This window comes from Bacillus sp. GW823-FHT06A10, from assembly GCF_058795375.1.
This window is the reverse complement of record NZ_JBXAHT010000002.1, coordinates 520,383-546,880: the sequence shown is the minus strand read 5'-3', so window position 1 is coordinate 546,880 and position 26,498 is coordinate 520,383. Positions and strand designations below refer to the sequence as shown.

Annotated in this window: 27 protein-coding genes; 1 reads left to right on the top strand and 26 read right to left on the bottom strand. The window is 36.4% G+C overall.

Translation table 11 applies throughout. The features are described from left to right. Positions 1-30 precede the first annotated feature (30 nt). From dnaG to yqfC, 14 genes are all read right to left on the bottom strand, one after another. On the bottom strand, positions 31-1,827 hold the full coding sequence (gene dnaG, locus AC1Q8M_RS17605; protein ID WP_000528221.1) for a DNA primase: 1,797 nt from the start codon (positions 1,825-1,827) through the stop codon (positions 31-33). 81 nt (positions 1,828-1,908) lie between these two features. Next, on the bottom strand, positions 1,909-2,052 hold the full coding sequence (locus AC1Q8M_RS17600; protein ID WP_000479733.1) for a hypothetical protein: 144 nt from the start codon (positions 2,050-2,052) through the stop codon (positions 1,909-1,911). A 635-nt stretch (positions 2,053-2,687) separates the two neighbouring features. Continuing rightward, the gene (locus AC1Q8M_RS17595) at positions 2,688-3,500 is read right to left on the bottom strand and encodes a pyruvate, water dikinase regulatory protein (RefSeq protein WP_000368944.1); all 813 of its coding nucleotides are present in this window, start codon (positions 3,498-3,500) and stop codon (positions 2,688-2,690) included. A 29-nt stretch (positions 3,501-3,529) separates the two neighbouring features. After that, positions 3,530-4,162 carry a transcriptional regulator CcpN gene (ccpN, locus tag AC1Q8M_RS17590; protein ID WP_000583756.1) on the bottom strand — a complete coding sequence of 211 codons (633 nt, stop codon included), beginning with the start codon at positions 4,160-4,162 and terminating at the stop codon, positions 3,530-3,532. Between the two features lie 107 nt (positions 4,163-4,269). Beyond that, positions 4,270-5,016: a DNA repair protein RecO gene (recO, locus tag AC1Q8M_RS17585; RefSeq protein WP_000487009.1), complete on the bottom strand. Its 747-nt coding sequence runs from the start codon at positions 5,014-5,016 to the stop codon at positions 4,270-4,272. A gap of 33 nt (positions 5,017-5,049) precedes the next feature. Further along, positions 5,050-5,193 (bottom strand): YqzL family protein, encoded by a 144-nt coding sequence (locus AC1Q8M_RS17580; protein WP_000883924.1) that lies wholly within the window; start codon positions 5,191-5,193, stop codon positions 5,050-5,052. Between the two features lie 176 nt (positions 5,194-5,369). Beyond that, a complete protein-coding gene (gene era / locus AC1Q8M_RS17575; protein WP_001080230.1) occupies positions 5,370-6,275 on the bottom strand; it encodes a GTPase Era in 906 nt (301 codons plus the stop codon). Further along, positions 6,268-6,666, bottom strand: a complete 399-nt coding sequence (locus AC1Q8M_RS17570; RefSeq protein WP_001086285.1) for a cytidine deaminase — start codon at positions 6,664-6,666, stop codon at positions 6,268-6,270. The genes era and AC1Q8M_RS17570 overlap by 8 nt, the downstream gene beginning before the upstream one ends. 99 nt (positions 6,667-6,765) lie before the next feature. Next, positions 6,766-7,119 (bottom strand): diacylglycerol kinase family protein, encoded by a 354-nt coding sequence (locus AC1Q8M_RS17565; RefSeq protein ID WP_000715464.1) that lies wholly within the window; start codon positions 7,117-7,119, stop codon positions 6,766-6,768. Beyond that, positions 7,116-7,586 (bottom strand): rRNA maturation RNase YbeY, encoded by a 471-nt coding sequence (ybeY, locus tag AC1Q8M_RS17560; protein ID WP_000054684.1) that lies wholly within the window; start codon positions 7,584-7,586, stop codon positions 7,116-7,118. The genes AC1Q8M_RS17565 and ybeY overlap by 4 nt, the downstream gene beginning before the upstream one ends. Then, the gene (locus AC1Q8M_RS17555; protein ID WP_086422851.1) at positions 7,583-9,727 is read right to left on the bottom strand and encodes an HD family phosphohydrolase; all 2,145 of its coding nucleotides are present in this window, start codon (positions 9,725-9,727) and stop codon (positions 7,583-7,585) included. Before AC1Q8M_RS17555 ends, ybeY begins: the two co-directional genes overlap by 4 nt. Before the next feature lie 194 nt (positions 9,728-9,921). Beyond that, positions 9,922-10,881, bottom strand: coding sequence for a PhoH family protein (locus AC1Q8M_RS17550; RefSeq protein ID WP_000840520.1), 960 nt, complete (start codon positions 10,879-10,881; stop codon positions 9,922-9,924). A gap of 3 nt (positions 10,882-10,884) precedes the next feature. After that, positions 10,885-12,084, bottom strand: coding sequence for a sporulation protein YqfD (yqfD, locus tag AC1Q8M_RS17545; protein ID WP_000792498.1), 1,200 nt, complete (start codon positions 12,082-12,084; stop codon positions 10,885-10,887). Positions 12,085-12,245: 161 nt separating this feature from the next. Further along, positions 12,246-12,539 carry a sporulation protein YqfC gene (yqfC, locus tag AC1Q8M_RS17540; protein WP_000732269.1) on the bottom strand — a complete coding sequence of 98 codons (294 nt, stop codon included), beginning with the start codon at positions 12,537-12,539 and terminating at the stop codon, positions 12,246-12,248. A 419-nt stretch (positions 12,540-12,958) separates the two neighbouring features. Here yqfC and AC1Q8M_RS17535 point away from each other — a divergent pair, with 419 nt between their 5' ends. Next, positions 12,959-13,591, top strand: a complete 633-nt coding sequence (locus tag AC1Q8M_RS17535) for a DUF4253 domain-containing protein (RefSeq protein WP_098360858.1) — start codon at positions 12,959-12,961, stop codon at positions 13,589-13,591. 134 nt (positions 13,592-13,725) lie between these two features. Here the strand turns inward: AC1Q8M_RS17535 and AC1Q8M_RS17530 are convergent, their stop codons facing one another. The 12 genes from AC1Q8M_RS17530 to lepA form a co-directional block, all read right to left on the bottom strand. Beyond that, on the bottom strand, positions 13,726-14,169 hold the full coding sequence (locus AC1Q8M_RS17530) for a GatB/YqeY domain-containing protein (RefSeq protein WP_000054562.1): 444 nt from the start codon (positions 14,167-14,169) through the stop codon (positions 13,726-13,728). 15 nt (positions 14,170-14,184) lie between these two features. Continuing rightward, positions 14,185-14,358, bottom strand: a complete 174-nt coding sequence (rpsU, locus tag AC1Q8M_RS17525; RefSeq protein ID WP_000048061.1) for a 30S ribosomal protein S21 — start codon at positions 14,356-14,358, stop codon at positions 14,185-14,187. 321 nt (positions 14,359-14,679) lie between these two features. After that, entirely contained in the window at positions 14,680-16,032 is a 1,353-nt protein-coding gene (gene mtaB / locus AC1Q8M_RS17520; RefSeq protein WP_000108679.1) for a tRNA (N(6)-L-threonylcarbamoyladenosine(37)-C(2))-methylthiotransferase MtaB, read from the bottom strand. 6 nt (positions 16,033-16,038) lie between these two features. Beyond that, positions 16,039-16,788, bottom strand: a complete 750-nt coding sequence (locus AC1Q8M_RS17515) for a 16S rRNA (uracil(1498)-N(3))-methyltransferase (RefSeq protein ID WP_001190142.1) — start codon at positions 16,786-16,788, stop codon at positions 16,039-16,041. A gap of 144 nt (positions 16,789-16,932) precedes the next feature. Further along, positions 16,933-17,871: a 50S ribosomal protein L11 methyltransferase gene (prmA, locus tag AC1Q8M_RS17510; RefSeq protein WP_000872103.1), complete on the bottom strand. Its 939-nt coding sequence runs from the start codon at positions 17,869-17,871 to the stop codon at positions 16,933-16,935. Positions 17,872-17,899: 28 nt separating this feature from the next. Then, positions 17,900-19,015: a molecular chaperone DnaJ gene (gene dnaJ, locus AC1Q8M_RS17505; protein ID WP_098360856.1), complete on the bottom strand. Its 1,116-nt coding sequence runs from the start codon at positions 19,013-19,015 to the stop codon at positions 17,900-17,902. Positions 19,016-19,219: 204 nt separating this feature from the next. Next, a complete protein-coding gene (gene dnaK / locus AC1Q8M_RS17500) occupies positions 19,220-21,055 on the bottom strand; it encodes a chaperone protein DnaK (protein WP_000034701.1) in 1,836 nt (611 codons plus the stop codon). Between the two features lie 26 nt (positions 21,056-21,081). Then, positions 21,082-21,648, bottom strand: a complete 567-nt coding sequence (gene grpE / locus AC1Q8M_RS17495) for a nucleotide exchange factor GrpE (protein ID WP_000392711.1) — start codon at positions 21,646-21,648, stop codon at positions 21,082-21,084. 114 nt (positions 21,649-21,762) lie between these two features. Continuing rightward, complete coding sequence (hrcA, locus tag AC1Q8M_RS17490) at positions 21,763-22,779, bottom strand: heat-inducible transcriptional repressor HrcA (RefSeq protein WP_000954942.1); 1,017 nt, start codon at positions 22,777-22,779, stop codon at positions 21,763-21,765. A 133-nt stretch (positions 22,780-22,912) separates the two neighbouring features. Beyond that, the gene (hemW, locus tag AC1Q8M_RS17485; protein ID WP_000249436.1) at positions 22,913-24,052 is read right to left on the bottom strand and encodes a radical SAM family heme chaperone HemW; all 1,140 of its coding nucleotides are present in this window, start codon (positions 24,050-24,052) and stop codon (positions 22,913-22,915) included. 51 nt (positions 24,053-24,103) lie between these two features. Then, complete coding sequence (locus AC1Q8M_RS17480; protein WP_001293539.1) at positions 24,104-24,478, bottom strand: winged helix-turn-helix transcriptional regulator; 375 nt, start codon at positions 24,476-24,478, stop codon at positions 24,104-24,106. Positions 24,479-24,608: 130 nt separating this feature from the next. Further along, complete coding sequence (gene lepA, locus AC1Q8M_RS17475) at positions 24,609-26,432, bottom strand: elongation factor 4 (protein WP_001030948.1); 1,824 nt, start codon at positions 26,430-26,432, stop codon at positions 24,609-24,611. Positions 26,433-26,498: the final 66 nt, after the last annotated feature.

Genomic DNA, 26,498 nt, shown 5'->3' with positions numbered 1-26,498 from the left:
ATTCATTATACTAAAACTTTATCAAAAAAGCTATTTTCTCGCTTTTTGATTTTGTAAATATGCTACATAATATTTAGCAGCCTCTACAGGATCTGTTTTTTCCATTTGTTTCACTTTAAAGATGATCTCCATCTTTTCAAGTTTTTCCTGATGCCGTCTAAGCGTCTCCAAATGGCCTTGCAACACTTCTTCTGTGTATTCTGGATTAATAAATTCATCCGTCGAAATATCAGTGATAATATTTTTCAACTTTTCATCAGAGAGCCAACTTAAAAATGTTCCGACTGAAGGTTCATTTCCCTTTTCATAATATGCGTATAGTTCATATAAAATCCCTTTATGTTCTTCTGTATGAAAATCTTCTATATGGGATTCCATACGAACAGCTACTTCTGCACTTTGCAACATATGGTAAATAATTTCTCTTTCCGCTCTTTCAAAACCTGTTAACTTCGGTTTTGTTTGAACGACTTGAGACGGTTTAGCAACCTGCTTTATTTGTTTTTGCTGTACCTTTTGTTCTTTGCGATATTGGTGCAATTGATTCAAAAGTGTTTCCATTGAATACGAAAATTCTTGCGATAATGACTTCAAATATGACTCTGCCTGCATCGCATCTTGTAACAACGATAACTCTTTTAAAACACTTTTCACATATTCTTCTTTGCCAGACTCATCTTGCAAATTTTTCCCTAAACGCAAATAATTTATTTTAAAACCAACAAAACTCACACTTGATTTCACAAGATTTTCAAAAGCGGTAGTCCCATATTGTTGCACATATTCATCAGGATCAAGCTTATCTGGCAAGGATGTGACTTTCACTTGGCAACCAACTTTTAGCAATAATTGCCCTGCTTTCATCGTCGCTTCTCGCCCTGCTTTATCACCATCATAGCAAAGAACAACAGTTTCAACGTTACGTCGCAGAAGTTTTGCTTGTTCTTCAGTTAAAGCTGTTCCCATTGTCGCAACAGCTTCTTCCACACCACTTTTTACCGCAGCTAGTACATCGGCATATCCTTCAAAAAGAACCACTTGCCCACGCTTTCTAATAAACGGTCTTGCTTGGTGGAAGTTATACAACAATTTACTTTTGTGAAAAATCGGTGTTTCAGGGCTATTTAAATATTTCGGAGTGTCATCTCCTAACGCCCTTCCACTAAACGCTATCACCTTACCTTGTAACGTATAGATCGGGAACATAACTCTTCCACGGAAGCGATCGTAATGACTACCATCCTTCTCACTTCTTATTAGAAGGCCAGCTTGTTCCATACTAGACAGCGATAAACCTCTTTTTTGTAAAATTTTCGTCGCTGCATCCCAAGCAGGTGATGCATAACCAATTTCAAACTTCTCAATCATCTCTTTCGTAATACCACGGTTTAATAAATATGAAAGTGCTTCATTTCCCTCTTCCGTATTTACTAATAAATGATGATAATACTTTTTCAATAATTCATGAGCTTGTTGCATGATGACAGTGTCATCAGATATGTCTTCTTGTTGTCCTTGTCCTGATGTGTACTCTGCAACCGCAATTCCATTTCTTTCGCCTAGCTTTTGAACAGCCTCGGTAAAAGCCAGTCCTTCCATTTTCATTAGAAAGGAAAATACATTTCCACCTTCTCCACATCCGAAGCAATGAAAAATTTGCTTATCAGATGAAACAGAGAATGAAGGAGAATTCTCACCATGAAATGGACAAAGGCCGAAATAGTTACGCCCCTGTTTTCTAAGTTGAACGTATTCACCAATGACTTCTACAATATCGGATGATGTCCGAATCTGTTCAACAACTTCTTCGGGAATTCTGTTCCCCATAACTCCATCTCCGTGTCGTATTTTGTATTCGATATAAATTAAAAAATTCCTTTATAATTCGACAATATTTTTCTAAACTTGTTAGAAAGTGTTGCCGATTACATTGTATAAACGATTTTGAACCTTTCCTATAGGTCCTTTATCTGCATAAATCGCATATACATACTTGCTATATAAAATTGTATACATTTGCTCATCTGTTACAAATGTATCTCTTAGAAACAATACATATACACCTTTTTACAAGAAGAGTAGCAAGCCACATATACTGTTTGATCTTGAGATCTGTAACTTTTTCATGTTGATCCATATAACAATCAACTCCATTTTGTTCAGTATCTACAATGATCCAATTGCCTTGCTATTTCCTTAAAGGATGAGCATATGATGCGACAAACAAAATTCCGACATGAAATTCCGCTCCAACTTGCACAATTTCAGCCTTCACGGGATATACATCTACACCAACTAATATGTTGTTGATGTTTTGCATATTTCTGTATTCTACATCCCTTCTGTGAATCCTTCCATAATGTGCGTTTTCTTGTATAGATTTTGTCGATTTAACGTAATTACATGTCTTTTTCGTAAATCCTATCCCTAGTTTATTCTGAAAAATTAAAGTCTAAACGTAAAATATAGGTTTTTATCACAATTTTTTATTATAATATATTTTCTTCAACTACGCTACATATCCCTTTATTTTTTCAGCTTACATTTCAGGATGACAAACTCACACCTTGAATATACTAAAAGACAAAGGAGTATAAGTATAACCATTACACTACAATCTATTACAAAATCCATAGGTATCATATTTCACACGAGCGAAAAAAGCACATTCACCTTTGGTAAATGTGCTAAAACATTTTTTGGTTTTGCACTGCATTCACAATAATATTTGCTGTTTCTTCAATCGCTTTATTCGATACATCGATTACTTGGCAATTTATTTTACTAATTACTTCCTCAAAGTGATCAATTTCTTCTTGAATACGATTAATATTTGCATATGTTGCTCCATCACTTAATCCAAGTGATTTTAATCGTTCTTTTCGAATATGATTTAACTTATCTGGCGTAATTTTCAAACCGAAACATTTTTCTTTTGCCACTTGATATAGTTCTTCAGGTGGGTCAACTTCTGGCACGAGTGGTACATTCGCAACTTTCAAGCGTTTGTTATGAGCTAAATATTGGGAAAGTGGTGTTTTTGATGTACGCGAAACACCAATCAACACGATATCTGCTTTTAAGATACCTCGTGCATCTCTGCCGTCATCATACTTCACAGCAAATTCAATCGCTTCAATCTTTTTAAAGTATTCTTCATCTAACCTACGGACAACACCTGGCTCATATCTCGGCACTTGCCCCGTAATTTCTTCAATTTGATCAATAAGAGGGCCGATAATATCGTATGCCTCTACCCCTTCTTTTGCAGCCTCTGTTACTAAATACTGGCGCATATCAGGCTTAACTAACGTAAAACATATAAGTGCTTGATTACTCTTAGCAATCGAAATCACTTCTTTTAATGTCCCTGTATCTTCTACATACGGTACACGTCTAATATCAGGAGCAAACGGGAATTGCCCCATTGCTGCTCGAACAACCAAATCAGCCGTTTCCCCTACAGAGTCAGATACGACATATACGATTTTATTATCCATTACATTACCTCACTTTAAACAAATTACACTTATTCGTTATTTACTAAATTTACAAACGCACGTGTAATATTTGTTTTTGTAATTCGCCCAATCACTTCTAAACCTTGTTTCGTATCTTTTACAACTGGCATTGCATCAATCTGTCTTTCTATTAATTCCATCGCAATATCATATAAAGAATCCTCTCTACGACACATCGCAATGTTTGGCATCCTTGTCATGATAATATTAACCGGAAGAGAGGTTAAATCCTGCTTTCCTAAGCTCGCTCTTAATAAATCTTTACGAGACACAACACCAACTAATAGAGTCATCTGATCTACAACGAACAATGTACCAACGTCCTCTAAAAACATCGTACAAATTGCATCGTATACGGAAACATTTTTATCAATTACAACCGGTCTAGATTGATAATCTTGTACTTTAATTTTCTTAACAGCTTCAGATAATAGCTGCCCCCCAGTTTTACCCGTATAAAAATAACCTACGCGTGGACGTGCTTCTAAATAACCAGCCATCGTTAAAATTGCTAAGTCTGGTCTTAGCGTCGCACGTGTTAGACCCAATTGCGCTGCAATTGATTCCCCTGTAATAGGACCGTGATCTTTTACAATCTGAATGATATGTTCTTGCCGTTTATTCAGCTCTATGATAATCACCACCTTTAATGCACAACGAAAAAAGTTATACTATCTCTTAAATATTATATACTAAATATGCTATTCGAAAAAGAAAGTATGTAAAAAGGACCGTATACGGCCCAAAATTATATTTGAAACTTATCAAGTTGTTCTAAAAAACGTCTTGATTTCAAATAAATTCCGCAATATTCATCATAATATGTATTCAATACTAAACGCATTTGTTTTTTTGTGCTATCCTTTACCGATACATTTCCGAGCCTATGTAAATCGAAATGGAAGAAAAGACGTAATAATTTATGAACAGCTTCTCCTACCGGTATACGATATGGGTCTTGCTCTGCATGACGTGAGCACAGAAAACCGCCTTCCCTTACGGAGAAGGCGACAAAGTCTGTTTCTTGATGACAAATCGCACATGTATCAAAGTACGGGCGCATCCCTAATACCGGAAGCATTTTCGTTTGATAAATTAATGATAATACTTCTGGATCAACACCCTCACACATATAATGCAACGTTTGATATAACATTTCAAATAAATACGGATTATGTTTTTTATCTTCTGTTGCTTTATCAGTTAACTCAACAATAAATGATGCATAAGCAGTTAAAAATATATCCTCGCGAATTTCTTTCATAGTTGAAATAATCTCGCCTTGTTGCAATGTTCCAAGCCCAGATCCCATTTGAATAAGAAAATGGCCATGTGTCATTAATTGCGACACAGATGCTAATCGGCTTTTCGGTTTTTTTGCCCCTCTTGCCATTGCACTTACCTTACCAAGTTCTCTTGAGAATATTGTAACAATCTTGTTCGTTTCTCCGTAATCTGTCGTACGGATAACGATGCCCTCAACTTTTTGAAACATGTTCGTCACCATCCAAGGTTTGAACAAAACGGGTCAAGAAATTGGAGAGTCTAGATGCGCTAGCTCCTCTTCATGTTGATCCATCTCATCGTTTACGTCTTTTTCCATTTCTTTCAAAAGCAAGTACGTTTCAATGCTTCCTGTTTTGGAGAAAAACTTCCAGGTAAAATCTAGCATAAGAATCCACCTTTCTCAATAAGCGTAGCCTATAAACCAATTTCCTTTGTTGTTATTAAATTGACCCATTTTGTCCATTTTCATGTGAGAAAAATTTTTCCTAATTTATCAAAGTTCATAAAAACCAATAATCAGTGGATGAACCAACCATCCACTGATTACAACTTTACTCTATTTTAGTACTCATCCTCGCGGAAACCTAGGTCACGAAGCTGAGACATTTTATTACGCCAATCTTTTTGCACTTTTACCCATACTTCTAAAAATACTTTAGAACCAAGTAGCGCTTCAATATCAAAACGAGCTCGCTTACCAACTTCTTTTAACATTTTTCCTTGTTTTCCGATGATGATTCCTTTTTGTGATGCACGTTCAACAACAATCGTTGCATTTATATAAACTGCCCCGCCCTCACGCTTTTGAATCGCATCGATAACAACAGCCACAGAATGCGGCACTTCTTCACGTGTTAAATGTAGTACTTTCTCACGAATAAGCTCTGCAATAATAAATCTCTCCGGATGATCCGTTACTTGATTCTCTGGATAGTATTGTGGTCCTTCTGGTAAATACTTTTTAATTGTTCCAATTAAAGCGTCCACATTATTACCGTCTAACGCAGAAATTGGTACAATCTCTGCAAACTCATGTAGTTTACGATATTGATCAATTAACTCTAGTAATTGCTCTGGATGAAGTTGGTCAATTTTATTAATGACTAAAAATACTGGTTGTTTCGTTTCTTTTAATTTCTCAATGATGAATTCCTCACCACGACCAAATCCTTCAACTGCATTAACCATAAACAGAACAATATCAACTTCTTTTAATGTCGTTTGCGCCATCTTTACCATGAAGTCGCCTAATTTATGTTTAGGTTTATGTATTCCTGGTGTATCAATGAAAATAACTTGTGCATCATTTTCTGTATATACACCTTGAATTTTATTACGAGTCGTTTGTGGCTTATCACTCATAATAGCAATTTTCTGGCCGATAATACGGTTTAAAAATGTAGATTTTCCAACATTCGGTCTGCCAATAATAGAGACAAAACCTGATTTATAACCTTTTCTATTCATGTAAATCCTCCGCTAAAAATGCTCCTGGTAACAATTCTCCGACTGTCGTCTCTTGAACGTCACCATGTAAGTTTGATAAGTATACTTTCGTATCCTGTTTACATAATTCTACCATAACTTGTCGACATGCTCCACAAGGAGGTACTGGGCGCTTTGTATCTGCTACAACCGCAATGGCTACAAATTCTTTATCTCCTTCAGAAACCGCCTTAAATAAAGCTGTTCTTTCAGCACAATTACATAAGCCATATGATGCATTCTCAACATTACATCCACGATATACTTTTCCACCGCGCGTTAATAATGCTGCACCTACTTGAAATTTAGAATATGGTACGTACGCTTGTTTACGCGCTTCGATTGCTTCTAGAATTAATTGTTTACTATTCATATTCCCGCATCCTTCCTGTTCACAGCTATGAAGAGATACACTCTCTCATTAAAGGCCCTTACAGCACTTCCAAAGCTTAATAAAAGCTTCGGAATGCAACTATACCATATACGGTAAAAAGATAATAGCACCAATTATAACAGCTATAATTGCAAACAATAAAACCGCTCCTGCCGCAACATCCTTTGCAATTTTTGCAAACGGATGAATATCGGCAGTCGCTAAATCTACCGTTTTTTCCACAGCCGTATTTACCATCTCTAAACTCATTACACTCCCTATTACAATAAGTAATATCATCCACTCTATTTTCGTAATATGGAAATAAAAGCCGCAGCATATAACAATGACTGCGGCTAAATAATGGATTTTCATATTTCGTTCATGACGAAAACAAAAGAATATACCAGCTATAGCATATCCAAAACTATCTATAAGTTTTCCTTTTTTCATCGTCCTAATCCAAAAGCTTCTAAAATTTCTTTTTGTCTTCCGAACATTTCTTTTTCATCTTCTTCTGTCATATGATCATAACCAAGTAAATGTAAAAAGCCATGTAACGCCAAAAATCCAAGTTCACGATCGAAAGAATGTCCGTACTCTTCAGCTTGCTCTTTCGCCCTTGGAATAGAGATAATAAGATCCCCTAACATGCGCGGCATCTCTGCACCAACAATCTCCATTTCTCCTTCTCCCATCTCTTCCATGGCAAAGGATATTACATCTGTAGGTTGATCTTTATCTCGGTAATCACGATTAATTTCTCTAATGCGCTCATTATCTACAAATGTCACCGATACCTCCGCACCATCCTCGATATTTTCCATTTGAGCTGCTTTTTCTAACACTTCACGAATTAAACTCATATACTCTTCTTTTACTTCTTCTGTTTCATCAATAAAATCAATTAACAAACTCATTCTTTCTCCTTTTCTTCCGGAGGTTCCGGATATGTAATACGCGAATGGAAAATACCATTTAACGTTTCACACAACGTTTTTCCAACGATTTGTAGTTCCTTAAACGTCAAATCACATTCACTAAATTGACCGTCTTGCAGTCGATCTTTAATAATACTTTGCACCAAATTATTAATTTGTTCTGGCGTTGGGTGATTCATAGAACGTACCGCAGCTTCTACACTATCAGCAATACCAACAATTGCCGATTCTTTCGAAGTTGCTTTTGAACCTGGATAACGGAACATCTCTTCTGTATATTTTTCTTTATCTTCTTTAATAGCTTTATAATAAAAATATTTCAGTAACGTTGTACCGTGATGTTGCCCAGCGATATCAATAATTTCTTGTGGAATATGATATTCTTCGAGCATTCTTACTCCATCCGTTACGTGAGCAATTATAATATCTTTACTCGTTACAGGATCTAATTTATCATGCGGGTTTTTAATTCCCATTTGGTTTTCAATAAAGAATTGCGGTTGTACTGTTTTTCCTACATCATGATAATATGCCCCTACACGCGCTAATACACCATTTGCCCCAACTGCTTCACAAGCAGCCTCAGAAAGATTCGCTACCATTACACTATGATGATATGTCCCTGGCGCTTCTAACAAAATTCTGCGTAAAAGCGGATGATTTGGACTTGATAGTTCCATAAGCTTCATACTTGATACGATTCCAAGTCCACTTTCTAAATATGGTAAAATCCCCATAGCCAAAACGGATGATATAATCCCTGAAAGTGAAGCCATTAATAATTGCGTACCAATTTCAAGAGGCGAAAAATTCCCATTACGTAATAATAAGAGCGCCGCTAATACGACTACATTTAATACAGAAACGAGTATACCAGCTTGTAAAATCATTGTACGACGATTTTTTTCTCGCAAGAAAATACTAACCGATAATGAACTTAACAATACGTAAATCCCTACACTATAATTTAATGTACTCGTTACTCCTTCATTAAACATAATACTTCCGCATACAGAAAAAATCATACTCGTTAAAAAGACAAATCGATCACCAATCATTAGTTTTACAAGTATTGTTCCCATCGCAACTGGGACAACATATGCAATCCCTGCGTATTCAAGTTTTTGAAACAAACTAATGATTTTCATTAAGACGATTGTGATAGACAAAATTGTAATATACGCTAAAACATACGGTCTATCTTCTCTTTTTCTCTTTAAAAATAATTCAAATTGGTTATGCATAAAGTATAGTAATACACCAATGAGTACCGCTAATCCAACATAAGGTTGAAAGCCGTTCCCTTTTTCTAACAAACCAACTAATTTCAACTGATTATACACATCACTTGAAATCGTTTCACCTTCTCTAACAAGAACTTGTCCTTGAAGAATATAAACAGGTGGAACTAAATCTTCCTCTGCTTTTCTCTTCTCTTTCGTTAAGATCGGGTCATAAAAATAGTTCGCTGAAATTGCATATCTTCCTAGCGCCTTAATTGACTCTTTTAAACCATTATCAACATTAACACTATTCATCTCACTTACATATCGTTCTTTCGCATCTTTCAATTCGTCCATTTTAATATGCTCAGTCATGATACTATTAATCGCTGTGACCGCAGCATCTTTCGCTAATACTAATTGGCTCGAATCTGCATTAATCAAATTTAGTAAGTTTGAATCAGATAATTCTTTCGTTAAGTCAGCGGGTAGTTTCTTTTTTAACTTATCCACTTTCTCAGCATCAGTCATCTTTTTTTGATCATCCGGTCCAACAGCTTTAATCTCTTGCACCACTTCATCCACTTTAGCAAAGACGTCATTCACAATATCAACTTTGTTTTGTTTATACTCACTTTTATATGTATATTGATCTTCAACTTTTGTAGCGGCTTCTTTTTTCTTTTTATCCGTTGTAACTTTATCTTCAATTTTTATAGGAGAATGGATTGTCTTTTTCGCAATAGAATACATATTAACATCTAATTGTTCTGGTTTTACATTATTCATAAGCGCAAAAAACAGCACTGCTCCTAACACAACGTAAGAAATCCAACTTAGTTTTTTCGAATGTTGTAAATTACGAAACCACTTAGAAATTTCTTGAGATCTTGACATGATTTCAATACCTTCTCCTCTCCAGAAATAAAGTGAAACTATTTATAGCTTTCATTTCTTCTACCCAACGATACTTTGAGGCAACATTTTACACACCAGTACCTATAGTTTATTTTCCTTATCTTTCATAATAGTAAAAAATATGACATTCGCCAACCTTATCATACAAAAAGAAATGATCCTGACAAATAGGATCATTCCATTTTATCATATGCCTCAATAATACGTTGCACCAATGGATGTCTCACAACGTCCGTTTGTTCTAATGTAATAAATGACAGACCTGATACACCAGATAAAATATTAGCAGCTATAGATAGCCCTGATTTTACCCCTTTTGGCAAGTCTACTTGTGAAGGGTCCCCTGTAATAACCATTTTAGAGCTAAAACCTAATCTTGTTAAAAACATTTTTATTTGAGCACCCGTTGTATTTTGAGCCTCATCTAAAATAACAAATGAATCATCAAGCGTACGCCCCCTCATATAAGCAAGCGGAGCTATTTCAATTACTCCCCGCTCCATCATACGCTGCGTATATTCTTGTCCAAGAATATCATGTAAGGCATCATATAATGGACGTAAGTATGGATCTACCTTCTCTTTCAAATCCCCTGGTAAAAAACCTAAATTTTCTCCAGCTTCTACAGCAGGTCTTGTTAAAATAATTTTCTTTACATATCCTTGTTTTAAAGCTCTCACAGCCATTACTACAGCTAAGTATGTTTTTCCAGTTCCTGCAGGCCCTATCCCAAAGACAATATCATTCTTCTTCATCGCATGAATATATCTTCTTTGCCCCATTGTTTTTACACGAATGGATTTACCTTTTGCAGTCTTGAAAATTTCTTCTTCATATAACTCTTCAAATTGAGCAATTTTCCCTTGTTGCGCGAGCTGAATTGCATACGCAACATCTCTCTCTGAAATTGATATACTTTTACGAATTACAACAAGTAATTGCTGTAAGATTTTTTCTACGAGTGTCACCGTTTCAACTGCTCCAGATACATGAACAGTTTCTCCTCTAGTTACGATCGATACATTCAGTTCTCGTTCAATTACTTTTAAATGTGCATCATTGACTCCAAAAAGAGCGATTGCTTCGTTAGTATTTTCCAATTGTTGGTTCATTTCTACTAATTGTTCTGCCATTACTCAGTCTCCTTGAATATCGGATTCGGATATTGGTTGTGGCTCTGCAATATTTTCAACCACAGTATAATGCAATGTGACTTTTAGTTGATCCGCCTCAACCTCTTTACTCAAAATCTTATCACTTACAATCATAGCATGTTCATCCAATTTTTTCTTTAGTTCTTTTTCGGCCATCTCCTTCGCTACTTTCAGCGCTTGCTTTTCTGTATATTCTCGATTCGCTTCTTCCTCTTCTCTCACAACATCTTTTTCATATGCAATCGGCAGTGTAAAACCAAATAATTTCACATCATGCTTTACACTTTCAGTACGAGAGCGTTTATACTTATCATGCTGAAATCCCCATATTTTTATTTTCGTATCCCCGAATTTAAGAAAATGTTCATTGTATACATTACCAGTATACACTTGGAATTGCGTCTTTAGCGGAACATCTACCTTAGATGTATACCACGTTTCGCCATACACAATACCTTTCGCTGAAACAATCGTCGGACTTTCCTCATTACCATATATTCCCGATACGAGAATCTGCCCTTTTTCTACATGATCATTCTTCAGTACAACCGGCTTTCCAACTTCTACAAACGTTTTTGTAATAATCGCTTCTTTTTTTGCTACTAAATTTTGCGGCCTTTGTTCCTTTTCTTTTTTTGGTTCGTTTTTTTCAACAATTTTAAAATGATACGTCGTTCCTCTTACTTCTAGTCCCGCCCAAGTAATGGCATTAATATTATCTGTCAAATGGCGTTGTACATCTTCTACATTCGGCATTTGAAATTGTAGTTTCCCTTTTTTAATACCCATTTTATCCAATTCTTTCATCAATATATATTCTGTTTCGGGTTTTGCTCCTGTAATTTCAATTTTCCAAACCATATTTGACATTGCAATCACGCCAAAAAAGAAAATTAAAAACCCAATTAAAAATCCACTATTTTTAATTAAACGCTTATTCCAAAAAGGAAAACCATAACGTCCAATAAAATATAATTTACATTCATTTTTTCTATAAATTGGTTTTATTTTTTTCACATCGCGTAACAACATACAAAAAACTAACGTTTCATCAGCTATTTTCTTAACATCCCAAACTAACAAATTCCTCCGTACACATTCATTAACAAACCGTTCCGCTCCTCTACCTTCAATCCGCACTTTTACATATCCAAGCCACTTTATAAACCATTTATTTTTCATTTACCACCTTCACTGCCTTTCTAAAAGTAGATATACTACTTTTTATTTGAAGCATTAAAATAGCTCGTACTAAAATGAAACAAATTAAAACTGTAATCGGTCTCTATCAACGAAACTTTTACAGGATAAAGAAGAAAAACTTCACAAATGGAAGTTTCACTTCAATCACCTTTTTTTTCATTTTCTAAAAATGTTACTTGCTCAATTATCCCTTCGAGCAAAAGCTCTTCTGGAAGAATCGTTTTAATAACAAAGGATTGTCCTTTAATTAGTAATTGACCATGTTTTAAAAGCAATCGCACTTCTTTATCTGAAAACACTAATAGCCCCCGATGATTTTCTATATAAATATGTATTTGCCCAACAAGAGTAATCCGAGGCAGATCCATTAATACATCCACTGGTAGGTCTACTTGTTTTGTTAACCAATTTTTCATTTGTTCTAATTTCTTCATCTCGAAAGACCCCCTCCTCATCCCATATATATGTATTTCTTCACAAGTGCCTATCGTGTTATAACGACTTCACTAACATAACTATATTCTGTAAGAGTTCATCTCATGTTAATTAAAACAGTCGCTATATGAAATCATATTTATCAGGACAATGATGGATCAGAGAATGTTACCCATAATAATAGAAGTATTAATACAAGAATATGCGCCCTCAGGGGATATCAGTACAAGTTAAATTAAGAAATTGAGCCTAGCAAGAAGTTGGAAACTTGAAAAAACCTGTTACAATTCGTTCTGGACGTGACATACTGACCATAGAATAAGTAGTTGTCATTCATTAGACAAATGAGATAAAATCCGAAAAAGGAAATTGCTCCACTCTGAATTTTGCGGTGTAAGTAAGAATATTTTATAGGTGGTTGTTATATGAATTTCAAAAAATATTAGGATTCATTAAAAAACAAAAAAATGAATTAATAAGCGAGGAAATACGAAAGGAAATTGGATTTAGTCAAGAAATTTTGAATGTTATAAAACAAGTTACTAACAGCAGCATCCAGCCCTTTTATGCAACTGAGTCAAAATCTAAAATAGCCGGAGTCTCTTTCGTTACCTTTGAGGATTCTGCTGAACAGCAAGTTATAAAACTTCAATCTGAGGTTCAGAAACTTGGATACTTAGCTTTTATTTGCGAAAGAAGTTTTAGTCAAGGAAGTAAGAGTGAGTGTAGAATTGCAATTACACAAGGAAATGACCAATTTGATATCCATACAATCCAACAAACAAATGGCGTTAATTACGAAGTTAGCAATATAGATGTTATTTTTAAACTAAGAAAATGGAATGATCGCTATCCTTTTATCATAATCGGTGCAGATCATGACTGGGTTGATGCCATTTTTAGCGCGTTACCTACAGACGAAGAAATGCAATCTTTCGCGCAAGAAATGTATGAATTTTGTCCAGATATAGTGGAACAAGGAACAGAAAGCATTGAGGAGTTAGTCGAAGAAATTAAGAAAACGAAAAATCTTTTTTTATGGTGGGATTAATCATAACTAAGGCCGTTACTTTTTTTACATACCAGAGACGTTTCTATCACTTACAGAAACGCTTTTTAAGCAATATAGCGTTTTTCCTTAATAAGAACAATAAAAAAACGTCTCATACGAAATGAGACGTTTTTTTATGCTAATAGCTGGATAACCAGCTTATTCACAAGTGATCCGTCTGTTTTACCTTTTACTTTCGGCATAACAGCAGTCATCACCTTACCCATATCTGCTTTAGAAGTCGCACCAACTTCAGAAATAACTTGCTTGATTACATCAACTAGTTCTTCTTCAGTTAATTGCTCTGGCAAATATGCGCTTAAAATCTGAATTTCACTTTGCAGTTTATTAACAAGGTCTTCACGACCAGCTTTTTTAAATTCAAGGAGGGAGTCCTTATACTGTTTTACTTCACGAGCTAAAACTGTTATTTCCTCTTCTTCAGTAAGAGTATGTTGCAGTTTAATACCTTCATTTTGTAAAGCAGCCTTAACCATACGAATAACGGTTAATTTTTCTTTTTGTTTATTCTTCATCGCTTGTTTCATATCATCGTTTAAACGACCGAGAAGACTCATAACTTACACCCTCTCTTAGAATTTACGCTTTCTTGCCGCTTCAGATTTCTTCTTACGTTTTACACTTGGTTTTTCATAAAACTCGCGCTTTCTTGCTTCAGCAAGTGTACCAGTTTTAGAAACCGATCTTTTAAAACGGCGAAGTGCATCCTCCAAAGACTCGTTTTTACGAACGACTGTTTTTGACATTCTCTTTCCCTCCCTCCGAAACATCACACTTACATACTAACTTCAGCATGCAAAAAGAAACACTTCTTCAGCATGTCTTTTACGATTATAATACATTTTATCACTTCAGGTCAACTATTTGGCAGAATAAAAGAAGAATAGAAGCATTTCCTTTTCAAAAGTTATACAAATAGCTAGTATCCTTCTTTCATGAAGACAACTATATTTTTATCATTTCAACTTTTTTCATACAGGGATGCACGAAACGCCTCCCCACCTTCTAGTACTTAACCGCTTCAAATAAAGAAAGCATGCAAACCGTTTCCGGTTGCACGCTCTTTTTTATGCGCTTGCTGATTCTTTTTTCACATCATCTTCAAGAACACGAACAAATTGCGCTTCGTTATATGGATAGCCAGCTTTCGTAATTTTCACTTTCACTAGCTTACCAATTAATTCTTCTGATCCTTCAAATACAATTTTCAAGTAGTTATCTGTATACCCTACATATAACCCTTCACGGTCGCCGTCTTTAAATTGCTCTTCTGGAATGATTTCAAGCACTTCACCTTCAAACGCTGATGCATATTCTTTCGCTAATTGATTAGATAGCTCAATTAAACGATGAACACGATCGTTCTTCACATCTTCAGGAACTTGGTCTTCCATGCGTGCTGCAGGTGTTCCTGTACGTTTTGAATAAGGGAACACGTGTAACTCAGAGAAGCGGTTCTCTTTAATGAAATTGTATGTTTCCATGAATTCTTCTTCTGTTTCACCTGGGAAACCAACGATTACGTCAGATGTAATCGCAAGGCCTGGTAACGCTTCTTTCAAACGATCTAAACGCTCTTGGAAGAATTCCATCGTATATTTACGACGCATACGTTTTAATACAGTATTAGAACCAGATTGCAACGGAATATGCAAGTGACGTACAACTACTTCAGATTTATCTAACACTTCAATTACTTCATCTGAAATTTGACTCGCTTCAATAGAAGAAATACGAAGACGTTTTAATCCGCCTACTTCCGCTTCCATATCACGAAGTAATCCAGCTAAGTTATAATCTTTTATATCTTCGCCGTATCCACCTGTATGAATACCCGTTAATACGATTTCTTTATAGCCTGCATCCACTAATTGTTGTGCTTGTTTAATAACCTCTTTTCCATCACGAGAACGCATTAAACCACGCGCCCAAGGAATGATACAGAATGTACAGAAGTTATTGCAACCCTCTTGTATTTTTAAAGACGCACGTGTACGATCCGTGAAATAAGGTACATCAAGTTCTTCGTACACACGTGTTTTCATAATATTACGGACAGCATTAATTGGTTGACGCTCTTTACGGAATTCTTCAATGTAACCTAACATCTTTTCACGATCCTGTGTACCAACTACAATATCTACACCTGGAATCGCCATAATTTCAGCTGGAGATGTTTGTGCATAACATCCCGTTACGCAAATAACTGCATCTGGATTTTGACGCACAGCACGTCTGATTACTTGACGGCTTTTTTTGTCCCCAGTATTCGTTACTGTACATGTGTTAATAACATATACATCAGCTTTCTTTTCATATTCTGTTCTTTCATAACCACCTTGTTTAAACAATTGCCAAATGGCTTCTGTTTCATAGTGGTTTACTTTACAACCTAACGTATGGAACGCAACAGTTGACATTGATCATCACCCCATCAATTCAAAATGATACGAAGCAGCACTTAACGCGTATAACGGCGCCGTTTCTGTTCTTAAAATTCTTGGTCCTAAACTACATGGTACAAATTTATGTTCACGAAGCGCTGTAATCTCTTCCTCAGCTAAACCGCCTTCTGGGCCAAATACAATCAATAGCTTTTGACCTGGTTTCATTGTCGTTAAAGCTTTCGCAAAATTAGATTTCTCGCCTTGTTTCGCTTCCTCTTCGTAAGCAACAAGACAAACATCATACTCACCACTCATTGTAAGCAGTTGCTTAAATGATGCCGGAGCATGTACTTCCGGAATTTCACTTCTATGTGATTGTTCCGCAGCTTCTTTCACAATTTTTCTTAAACGCTCAACTTTTTTATCAGCTTTTTTCGCATCCCATTTTACGATAGAGCGAGATGCTTGAAATGGTAAGAATGCAGCTGCCCCAAGCTCAGTTCCTTTTTGAAAAATCAACTCTAGCTTGTCTCCTTTTGGCAGTCCACTTGCAATCGTCACGAAAACAGGAAGTTCACTTGACGCCTCTACCCATTCTACAATAGCCGTATTAATAAATTCACTGGTAATTTCATCAATTGAACATACTGCTGTTTTTCCGTTTACACAGCAATAAATTTGATCGCCAGCTGTCATACGCATTACTCTCGCAATGTGATGTACATCATCACCTACAATGCGAATTTTTGCTTCACTTACATGTTTTTCTTCTACAAAATAACGTTGCATATAATCACCTTAGTAGAGTTTCGTTCCTTTCGTAAGTCAACACTTACGAAAAGAGCGAAACATTATCATTTTTCATATAACAAACGGCAAGTCCCTCACCTTATAGTGAGAGACTCCCCTTTTCATTATAGACTAAAATCTATATTACGCATTTCGTGCAATAATTGCTACCCAATCTTCCATTCGTAACACTTCTTCAATTGTAAATCCAGCTTGTTCTAACGCCTCAGAAATTACTTTTTCCTTCGCAGCAATAATGCCCGATGTAATAAATAATCCACCTGACTTCACAACTCTCGCTGCATCTTCAGGGAATAAAAGAATAATTTCTGCTAATAAGTTAGCTACGATTAAATCAACAGGACCTTCAATACCTTCTAAAAGACTATTTTGCCCAACAGACACGATATCATCTGTTTTATTTAAACGCACATTCATTTCTGCACTTTCAACTGCAACCGGATCTAAATCATATGCTTGAACAGAAGACGCACCTAATTTTGCCGCTGCAATACTAAGCACACCAGAACCTGTTCCTACATCAATGATAGTGTCACCTGGCTGTACTGTTTTTTCTAAAGCACGAATACACATCGTTGTTGTTGGATGAGTTCCTGTACCAAACGCCATACCTGGGTCTAATTCAATGATTTTTTCATCAGGAGAAGATGGTGTATATTCTTCCCACGTCGGTACGATTGTGAATGTATCAGAAATTTGTACTGGATGGTAATATTTTTTCCAAGCAGTAGCCCAATCTTCTTCATTGACTTCGTTAACGGTAATATTTCCAGTACCAATTTCAATGTCGTAAGATGGAAGCACATCAATAGATGATTTTACACCTGCAATCGTTTCATGTAAAGAATCCGTTTGCGGGAAATATGCTTTTATTAATACACCTTCCGCCGGATATTCATCTGGATTCAATGCATAAATTTCACCATATTGTTGCTCGCGCTCTTTCGTTAACTCCGCTGGATCCTCAATCGCAACTCCGCTAGCACCAGCTTCATGTAAAATATGAGAGACAGCTTCTACTGCTTCTTCTGTTGTATGAATACTAATTTCTGACCATTTCACAATTTACCAACTCCATTTTTTATTTCCATTATTCCCCTTTGAAAGCACGTTTAAGCTTTCCGAATAAACTATCATCCTGCTCTTCTTGTCCTGCAAATTCACGTAATAAATCTTTTTGCTGTGAAGTCAATTTCGTCGGTACAACAACACGAACGACTACATATTGATCTCCTTGGCCGTATCCACGTACGTTCGGAGCACCTTTTCCTTTTAAGCGGAATTCTGTTCCAGTTTGTGTTCCTGCTGGAATTTTCAGCTTCACTTTACCATGAACAGTAGGAACTTCCACTTCATCACCAAGCGCCATTTGCGCAAATGTTAATGGCATTTCGCAAATAATGTGATCTCCTTCACGCTCGAAGAATTCATGATTTCTTACATGAACGACAACATATAAGTCTCCTGCTGGTCCGCCATTTACGCCGGCTTCACCTTTTCCAGACACACGAATTTGTTGACCATTATCGATACCCGCTGGAATTTTAACATTGATTTTTTTACGCTTACGAACTTTACCTGAACCGTGACATGTCGTACATTTTTCTTTAATAATTTGTCCAGTTCCTGAACAATGACCACAAGCTTGACGGTTTACGATACGACCAAACGGTGTGTTTTGTTCTACACTCACTTGACCAGAGCCTGAACAATGTTTACATGTTTCTTTTGAAGTTCCTGGTTTTGCTCCACTACCTTTACAAGTATCACATGGATCTTCTACTGGAATTTCCACATTTAATTCCTTACCAAAAATAGCTTCTTCAAAATCTAAAGTGACTTGATATTGTAAGTCAGCACCTTGGCGCGGAGCATTTGGATCACGACGTCTGCTGCCGCCGCCGCCAAAGAAAGAACTAAATATATCTTCAAAACCGAAGCCACCGCCGAAGTCTCCTCCGCCGCCAAATCCACCGAATCCTTGATTTGCACCAGCATGACCAAATTGATCGTACTGCGCACGCTTTTGATCATCACTTAACACTTCGTATGCTTCTTGTACTTCTTTAAACTTTTCAATTGCATTTTCTTCTTTGCTTACGTCTGGATGGTATTTTTTAGCCAAACGACGATACGCTTTTTTTATTTCATCTGTTGAAGCGCCCTTGCTAAGTCCAAGGACCTCATAATAGTCTCGTTTACTCATAAATTTACAACCCCCGAATCTTTCACATAAACGTAATTTTAACACCGAAAGAAAGTGCTTTGCAACAAAGTTTCCTCACTTACAGTATGCAAAGCGAAAAACTTAAGATCCTCACACATCGCTTCTCATTCGTGAAAAAAGCCAAAGTCAAGGCACGCTTGACTTTGACTTTTTGTCATCTTACTTATTATGTTTACAGTTGAATTACTTGTCTTCTTTTACTTCTTCAAACTCAGCGTCAACTACATTGTCTTTCTTCGTGCCAGCGTCTTGTGCACCTTGCGCACCTTCTGCTTGGCCAGCAGCTGCTTGAGCTTGCTCGTATAATTTAACAGTTAATTGTTGTACGATTTCTTGTAAAGCATCTTTTTTCGCACGAATTTCTTCAAGCTCGTTTTTCTCAATTGCAGCTTGTAATGCTTCTTTCGCTTCTGTTGCTTTTGCAACTTCAGCTGCATCTACTTTACCTTCTAAATCTTTTACAACTTTGTCTGTTTGGAATACAAGTTGGTCAGCTTCGTTACGAAGTTCAACTTCTTCCTTACGTTTTTGGTCAGCGTCAGCATTTGCTTCCGCTTCTTGTACCATACGTTCTACTTCTTCATCAGAAAGACCTGAAGAAGATTGGATTGTAATAGCTTGCTCTTTGCTTGTTCCTAAGTCTTTCGCACGTACGTTAACGATACCGTTCGCATCAATATCGAATGTTACTTCGATTTGTGGAATACCACGTGGTGCTGGTGGAAGGTCAGTTAATTGGAAACGACCTAACGTTTTGTTGTCAGCTGACATTGGACGCTCACCTTGTAATACGTGAATGTCTACTGCTGGTTGATTATCAGCAGCTGTCGAGAATACTTGTGACTTACTTGTTGGAATTGTAGTGTTACGCTCGATTAATTTCGTGAACACGCCACCCATAGTTTCAATACCTAAAGAAAGTGGAGTTACGTCTAATAATAGAACGCCTTCTACATCACCAGTAAGTACGCCACCTTGAACTGCAGCACCTAATGCTACAACTTCATCAGGGTTTACACCTTTATATGGCTCTTTACCAGTTTCACGTTTAATAGCTTCTTGTACAGCTGGGATACGAGTAGATCCACCAACAAGAATAACTTTATCTAATTCGCTTGGAGCAAAACCAGCGTCTTTTAATGCACGACGAGTTGGCTCTAATGTTCTTTCAACAAGACCTGCTGAAAGCTCTTCGAATTTCGCTCTTGTTAACGTTAATTCTAAGTGTAATGGACCAGCAGCTCCAGCACTAATGAATGGTAATGAAATTTGAGTTTGTGTTACACCAGAAAGATCTTTTTTCGCTTTTTCAGCTGCATCTTTCAAGCGTTGAAGCGCCATTTTATCTTGGCTTAAATCAATGTTATTTTCTTTTTTGAACTCAGCTACTAAGTGATCGATGATAACTTGGTCAAAGTCATCGCCACCAAGACGGTTGTCACCAGCAGTTGAAATAACTTCGAATGTGCCGTCTGCTAACTCAAGGATAGATACATCAAATGTACCGCCACCTAAGTCATATACTAAGATTTTTTGTTCTTCGTCTTGTTTTTCTAAACCGTAAGCAAGTGCTGCTGCTGTTGGCTCGTTAATGATACGCTCAACTTCTAAACCAGCGATACGACCAGCATCTTTCGTTGCTTGACGCTCTGCATCGTTGAAGTATGCAGGTACTGTAATAACAGCTTTCGTTACTGTTTCACCTAAGTATGCTTCAGCAGAAGCTTTTAAGTTTTGTAAAATGATTGCAGAAATTTCTTGAGGTGTATAATCTTTACCTTCAACTTCTACTTTGTAGTCTGTACCCATATGACGTTTAACAGACATGATTGTATTTGGGTTTGTAATTGCTTGGCGCTTTGCAACTTCCCCAACTTGACGTTCTTCATTTTTGAAAGCTACAACAGAAGGTGTTGTACGGTTTCCTTCTGGATTTGGGATAACCTTTGGTTCTCCACCTTCCATAACAGCTACACAAGAGTTTGTTGTACCTAAGTCAATACCGATAATTTTACTCATGGCGAATCCTCCTAGTTTTATGTAAATTATTGATTTACTTTTACCATTGATGGGCGAATCACACGGTCTTTTAATTTATAACCTTTTTGGAATTCTTCCACAACCGCGTTTGATTCAAATTCACTATCTTCCACTTGCATAATAGCTTGGTGTTCATTAGGATCAAACTGTTTACCAACAGCTTCAATCACTTCCACACCTTCTTTAGTCAGCGCTTCTAACAATTGACGATGCACCATTTCCATACCTTGTAACAAGGATTTCGTTTGCTCATCAGTCGCTTCCACTTGCATTGCTCTTTCAAAATTATCAAGAGCTGGCAAGATGTCTGAAACTAGACTTTGTGCTCTATATTTTTCAGCAGCCTGTTTATCCATTTGGACACGGCGCTTATAATTTTCAAAATCAGCTTGTAGACGTAATGTGCGACCTTCCGTTTCCGTTAGTTTCGCTTGTAACTCATCTACTTTTTCTTGTAAAAGAGCAGCCTCACTTTTTTCTTCTACAGTTTCTTCACTGTTTTCTGGCGTGACAGCTTCTTCAACTTGCGCTTCTTTTACTTCTTCTACCACTTGTTCGTTACGCTCTTCCACAATATTCACCTCCTTAAAAGGTATTAGGTATCATGCATAGCATGATTACCTAAGCATTATATATTACACACAGCAATGAAAATTTCATCACTTGAGCGAATGTATTACTCTCATTTACTTTTTAAGTCCATCAGTAAATTGTCTCGTAAATAACTGTAACAAACTAATTACACGAGAATATTGCATTCTCGTAGGACCTAAAATAGCAATTGTTCCAAGTTGCTCTTCGCCGATCGAATATGTTGCAGAAATTAAACTGCAATCCTCCATAGCCGTCGAAGTGTTTTCCCTACCAATTTTCACTTGAATCCCGACTTGTTTATGACGCAAAATGTCATAAAATTCGGCTTCATTATCAATCATGGTAAGCAAAGATCTAACCTTTTGAATGTCATGGAACTCTGGCTGCGAAAGCATATTTGCTTTTCCTCCAAAGTATATCTTTTCCGATAACGGAACTTGAAATGTACCATCTAACATTTTTATTGCACTATCGTAATTATGAACATACCCACGTAAAACTGTAACAATTTCCTTAAAGATTTTATTATGAAGTTCTTCCATCGGTACGCCAGATAGCTTTTCATTTAAAACATTAACCATTTTTTCTAAATCTGATAAATCAACAGATTCCGGAACGGTAATCGTTTTACTTTGTACATGCCCTGTATCAGTTACAATAATAGCGACTGCAGTTTGACGATCAAGCGGCACAATTTGTACATTTTTAAGTTTATTTGTACTTAACTTCGGTCCAAGAACAATGGCCGTATAATTCGTAAGTTCTGATAAAATTTGAGCAGATTGCTGTGCAATTTTTTCCGCTTCAAAAATTCTTTCAGCAAATAAATCTTTAATTTGTACAATTTCAGCGTTCGGTAAGTTTTGCGGCGCTAAAAGATGGTCTACATAAAATCGGTAGCCTTTCTCAGAAGGAACACGTCCAGAAGAACTGTGCGTTTTTTCAATAAAACCTAATTCTTCTAAGTCCGCCATTTCATTTCGAATAGTAGCTGAACTAAATGTAATTTCATCTTTTTTAGCCAACGTTCTAGACCCAACAGGCTGCGCTGATCCAATAAAGTCATCAATAATTGTTTGTAAAATTAAGAGCTGACGTTCCGTAAGCATCTCATCATCACCTCTGTTAGCACTCTTTGTCTTTGAGTGCTAAATCTATTAATAACTTACCAAAATTGACATTCAATTGTCAACGGAAACGTCACGAAATAATGAAACTTTTTCACGCCTATGGAACATTTAATTAGTCAATCAAAAATGATTGGAATACTTCATTCCCTAATAATTTTCCTTTTCGCGTTAAACGCACATGTCCATTTTCCTCTTCAAGTAATCCTTGTTCTTGATTGCTTTGTAACTGCTTCGCGAAAACTTGATCCATCTCCACATTAAATTTATTGCGGAATGCTGTTTTAGAAACACCTTTTGTTTTTCGAAGTCCTAAGAACAGTTCTTCTTCCATTCTTTCTTTCTCCGTCACCTTATGAACATCTAAATACGGAAATCCTGTTTCATCAATTTTATTAAAATATTGCTTCAGCGGACCTACATTTTGAATACGTTCCCCATTCACATAACTATGAGCTCCAGCTCCAAAGCCATAATACTCTTCATTATTCCAGTATGTGAGATTATGTCTACTTTTATTGTCACCTTTTGAGAAATTACTAATTTCATACTGGTTATAACCGTGTTTCTCCATTTCATCCATTACCATTTCATACATTTTAGCTTCATGGTCTTCACCCGGAAGACGCAATTTCCCTTTATTCATTAAGTTATAAAACACTGTTTTAGGTTCCACAATTAATGAATATGCCGAGAAATGTTGTACACCAAGCGTAAAAGCAATGTCTAATGTTTCCTTCACATCTTCTATCGTTTGTCCTGGCAAAGCATAAATAATATCTACATTAATATTTTTAAAGCCTACTTCCTGAGCTTCTCGAATTGCTAGGAATGCATCTTCCCTCGTATGCTTGCGCCCGATTTTCTCAAGCAGTTCATCACGGAACGTTTGCACACCAAAACTAATTCGATTCACTCCACCTTCTAGTAGTACATTCAACTTCTCTTTCGGTAGATCTCCTGGATTTGCTTCAAATGTCAATTCACAATTCGGAGCAAACGGACGCAAATGACGATTAATAATCTCGAGTAATTTTTTTGTCTGTTCCATATTTAACGCTGTCGGAGTTCCACCGCCCACAAAAATCGTTTTCATACTATCAAACGGAACTTTTTGAACCGTATTTATTATTTCCTTCTCTAAATAATCTAAATATTGATCAACCGGTTGGCGTTCAATAAACACTTTATTAAAATCACAATAGTGACAAATGTGCTGACAAAACGGAATATGAATATATGCAGCTTGTACCAAATATAACTCCTACCTTTCTAAAAAGAAAACCTCCGCACTCCGGAGGATTCTCTACTTCTCTAACGTATTACGAATTTGTTCCATTCGCATTTTTCCCCAATCATACATCATTTCAACGATCGGTAAAAGTGACATGCCTAGTTCCGTCATATAATACTCAACACGAGGAGGAATTTCGGGATATACTGTTCGATCAACAATCCCATCTTCCATTAACTCTTTTAATTGGTTCGACAAAACTTTATGAGAAATGCTTGGGAATAACCGTTGTAATTCACTAAAACGATGAGGCCCTTCCACACCAAGATGCCACAGTATCACAACTTTCCACTTTCCACTAATAATAGAAAGCGTCAATTCCTTTTCACAATTAAAATTGCCATTTTGTATTTTATCTTGAATATCTTTTCGAATATTTTCGGACATTAACAATCTCCTAACTCTATATGAACTAAAAAGCTCTCTCATTATTGTAAATGAGAGCTGCTCAGATGTCTAAAAAGTAATTATACAGAAAAAAGAAGCCGCACAAACGACTTCTTTTTTATTTCAAATATTAGTTGTCATCCATTTTCAGTACAGCCATGAATGCCTCTTGTGGCACTTCTACAGAACCAACAGACTTCATACGTTTTTTACCTTCTTTTTGCTTATCAAGAAGTTTACGCTTACGAGAAATGTCACCGCCGTAACATTTTGCAAGTACGTTTTTACGCATCGCCTTAATTGTAGAACGTGCTACAACTTTATTTCCGATAGTCGCCTGAATTGGTACTTCGAACTGTTGTCTCGGAATTAATTCTTTTAATTTCTCTACAATTACTTTACCACGGTCATACGCTGAATCACGGTGTACGATAAATGATAAAGCATCCACTTGTTCATTATTTAAAAGAATATCCATTTTCACAAGTTTAGATGGTTTATAACCAATTAACTCGTAGTCAAATGATGCATACCCTTTCGTATTTGATTTCAATTGATCGAAGAAGTCATATACGATTTCTGATAACGGGATTTCATATGTTAATGTAACACGCGTTTCATCTAAATATTGCATATCAATAAACGTTCCACGTTTACCTTGGCAAATTTCCATTACAGCTCCAACATAGTCATTCGGAACCATAATTGAAGCCTTCACAAACGGCTCTTCTACACGATCGATAGACTGTGGATCTGGCATATTAGATGGATTATCAACAATAACATCTTCACCGTTTGTTAAATAAACTTTATAAATAACGCTTGGCGCTGTTGTAATTAAGTCAATCTTAAATTCACGTTCAATACGTTCTTGAATGATTTCCATGTGAAGAAGTCCTAAGAATCCACAACGGAAACCAAATCCTAACGCTTGAGATGTTTCTGGTTCAAACTCAAGAGCAGAATCGTTTAACTCTAATTTTTCTAACGCATCACGTAAATCGTTATAACGAGCAGAATCAATTGGATACAGCCCACAGAATACCATCGGGTTTAATTTACGGTAACCTGGTAACGCCTCTGCAGCTGGACGTTTCGCATGTGTAATCGTATCACCAACACGTGTATCACCTACGTTTTTAATAGATGCTGCTAAGAAACCTACATCACCTACTGTTAACTCGTCACGTTGCGTAGTTTTCGGTGTAAATACACCTACTTCTGTTACTTCAAATTCTTTACCCGTTGCCATCATACGTACTTTATCGCCAACTTTTACCGTTCCATTTACAACACGGATATAAGCAATTACACCACGGTACGGATCATATAAAGAGTCGAAAATCATACATTGTAACGGCTCTTCTGAATCACCTGCCGGAGCTGGTACTTTTTCAACAATTTGTTCTAAAATTTCTTCAATACCAATTCCAGCTTTCGCAGAAGCAAGTACCGCTTCTGATGCATCTAAACCAATTACATCTTCTACCTCTTGACGTACACGTTCTGGATCCGCACTTGGTAAGTCGATTTTATTGATAACTGGTAAAATTTCTAAGTTGTTATCGAGCGCTAAGTATACGTTCGCTAACGTTTGAGCTTCAATACCTTGCGCTGCATCTACTACAAGAATCGCGCCTTCACAAGCCGCTAAACTACGAGATACTTCGTACGTAAAGTCGACGTGTCCTGGTGTATCAATTAAATGAAGAATATACTCTTCACCATCTTTTGCTTTATAGTTTAATTGAACTGCGTTTAATTTGATTGTAATACCACGCTCACGCTCTAAATCCATAGAGTCAAGCAACTGAGCTTTCATTTCGCGTTGTGTTAACGCATTTGTTTTCTCTAAAATACGGTCTGCTAACGTTGATTTTCCGTGGTCAATATGAGCAATAATAGAGAAATTACGAATTTTGGACTGTCTTTTTGCTCTTTCTTCTTTGTTCATCTATGTTCTCAACTCCTAATAGTCTCGCCAATATACACTAGCACTGATTATATCAATAGAGCAACA

What these genes read in the sequence shown, in the direction of transcription:
- recO (WP_000487009.1), bottom strand. Translation starts at nt 5,016, where the DNA reads ATGTTTCAAAAAGTTGAGGGCATCGTTATCCGTACGACAGATTACGGA.
- yqfC (WP_000732269.1), bottom strand. Translation starts at nt 12,539, where the DNA reads ATGAAGAAATTAGAACAAATGAAAAATTGGTTAACAAAACAAGTAGAC.
- AC1Q8M_RS17595 (WP_000368944.1), bottom strand. Translation starts at nt 3,500, where the DNA reads ATGGATAATAAAATCGTATATGTCGTATCTGACTCTGTAGGGGAAACG.
- AC1Q8M_RS17550 (WP_000840520.1), bottom strand. Translation starts at nt 10,881, where the DNA reads ATGGCAGAACAATTAGTAGAAATGAACCAACAATTGGAAAATACTAAC.
- AC1Q8M_RS17580 (WP_000883924.1), bottom strand. Translation starts at nt 5,193, where the DNA reads ATGCTAGATTTTACCTGGAAGTTTTTCTCCAAAACAGGAAGCATTGAA.
- era (WP_001080230.1), bottom strand. Translation starts at nt 6,275, where the DNA reads ATGAATAGAAAAGGTTATAAATCAGGTTTTGTCTCTATTATTGGCAGA.
- lepA (WP_001030948.1), bottom strand. Translation starts at nt 26,432, where the DNA reads ATGAACAAAGAAGAAAGAGCAAAAAGACAGTCCAAAATTCGTAATTTC.
- yqfD (WP_000792498.1), bottom strand. Translation starts at nt 12,084, where the DNA reads ATGAAAAATAAATGGTTTATAAAGTGGCTTGGATATGTAAAAGTGCGG.
- AC1Q8M_RS17480 (WP_001293539.1), bottom strand. Translation starts at nt 24,478, where the DNA reads ATGTCCGAAAATATTCGAAAAGATATTCAAGATAAAATACAAAATGGC.
- AC1Q8M_RS17570 (WP_001086285.1), bottom strand. Translation starts at nt 6,666, where the DNA reads ATGAATAGTAAACAATTAATTCTAGAAGCAATCGAAGCGCGTAAACAA.
- dnaK (WP_000034701.1), bottom strand. Translation starts at nt 21,055, where the DNA reads ATGAGTAAAATTATCGGTATTGACTTAGGTACAACAAACTCTTGTGTA.
- mtaB (WP_000108679.1), bottom strand. Translation starts at nt 16,032, where the DNA reads ATGTCAACTGTTGCGTTCCATACGTTAGGTTGTAAAGTAAACCACTAT.
- AC1Q8M_RS17530 (WP_000054562.1), bottom strand. Translation starts at nt 14,169, where the DNA reads ATGAGTCTTCTCGGTCGTTTAAACGATGATATGAAACAAGCGATGAAG.
- dnaG (WP_000528221.1), bottom strand. Translation starts at nt 1,827, where the DNA reads ATGGGGAACAGAATTCCCGAAGAAGTTGTTGAACAGATTCGGACATCA.
- AC1Q8M_RS17515 (WP_001190142.1), bottom strand. Translation starts at nt 16,788, where the DNA reads ATGCAACGTTATTTTGTAGAAGAAAAACATGTAAGTGAAGCAAAAATT.
- ybeY (WP_000054684.1), bottom strand. Translation starts at nt 7,586, where the DNA reads ATGAGTTTGTTAATTGATTTTATTGATGAAACAGAAGAAGTAAAAGAA.
- AC1Q8M_RS17565 (WP_000715464.1), bottom strand. Translation starts at nt 7,119, where the DNA reads ATGAAAAAAGGAAAACTTATAGATAGTTTTGGATATGCTATAGCTGGT.
- hrcA (WP_000954942.1), bottom strand. Translation starts at nt 22,779, where the DNA reads ATGCTTACGGAACGTCAGCTCTTAATTTTACAAACAATTATTGATGAC.
- rpsU (WP_000048061.1), bottom strand. Translation starts at nt 14,358, where the DNA reads ATGTCAAAAACAGTCGTTCGTAAAAACGAGTCTTTGGAGGATGCACTT.
- AC1Q8M_RS17555 (WP_086422851.1), bottom strand. Translation starts at nt 9,727, where the DNA reads ATGTCAAGATCTCAAGAAATTTCTAAGTGGTTTCGTAATTTACAACAT.
- dnaJ (WP_098360856.1), bottom strand. Translation starts at nt 19,015, where the DNA reads ATGAGTAAACGAGACTATTATGAGGTCCTTGGACTTAGCAAGGGCGCT.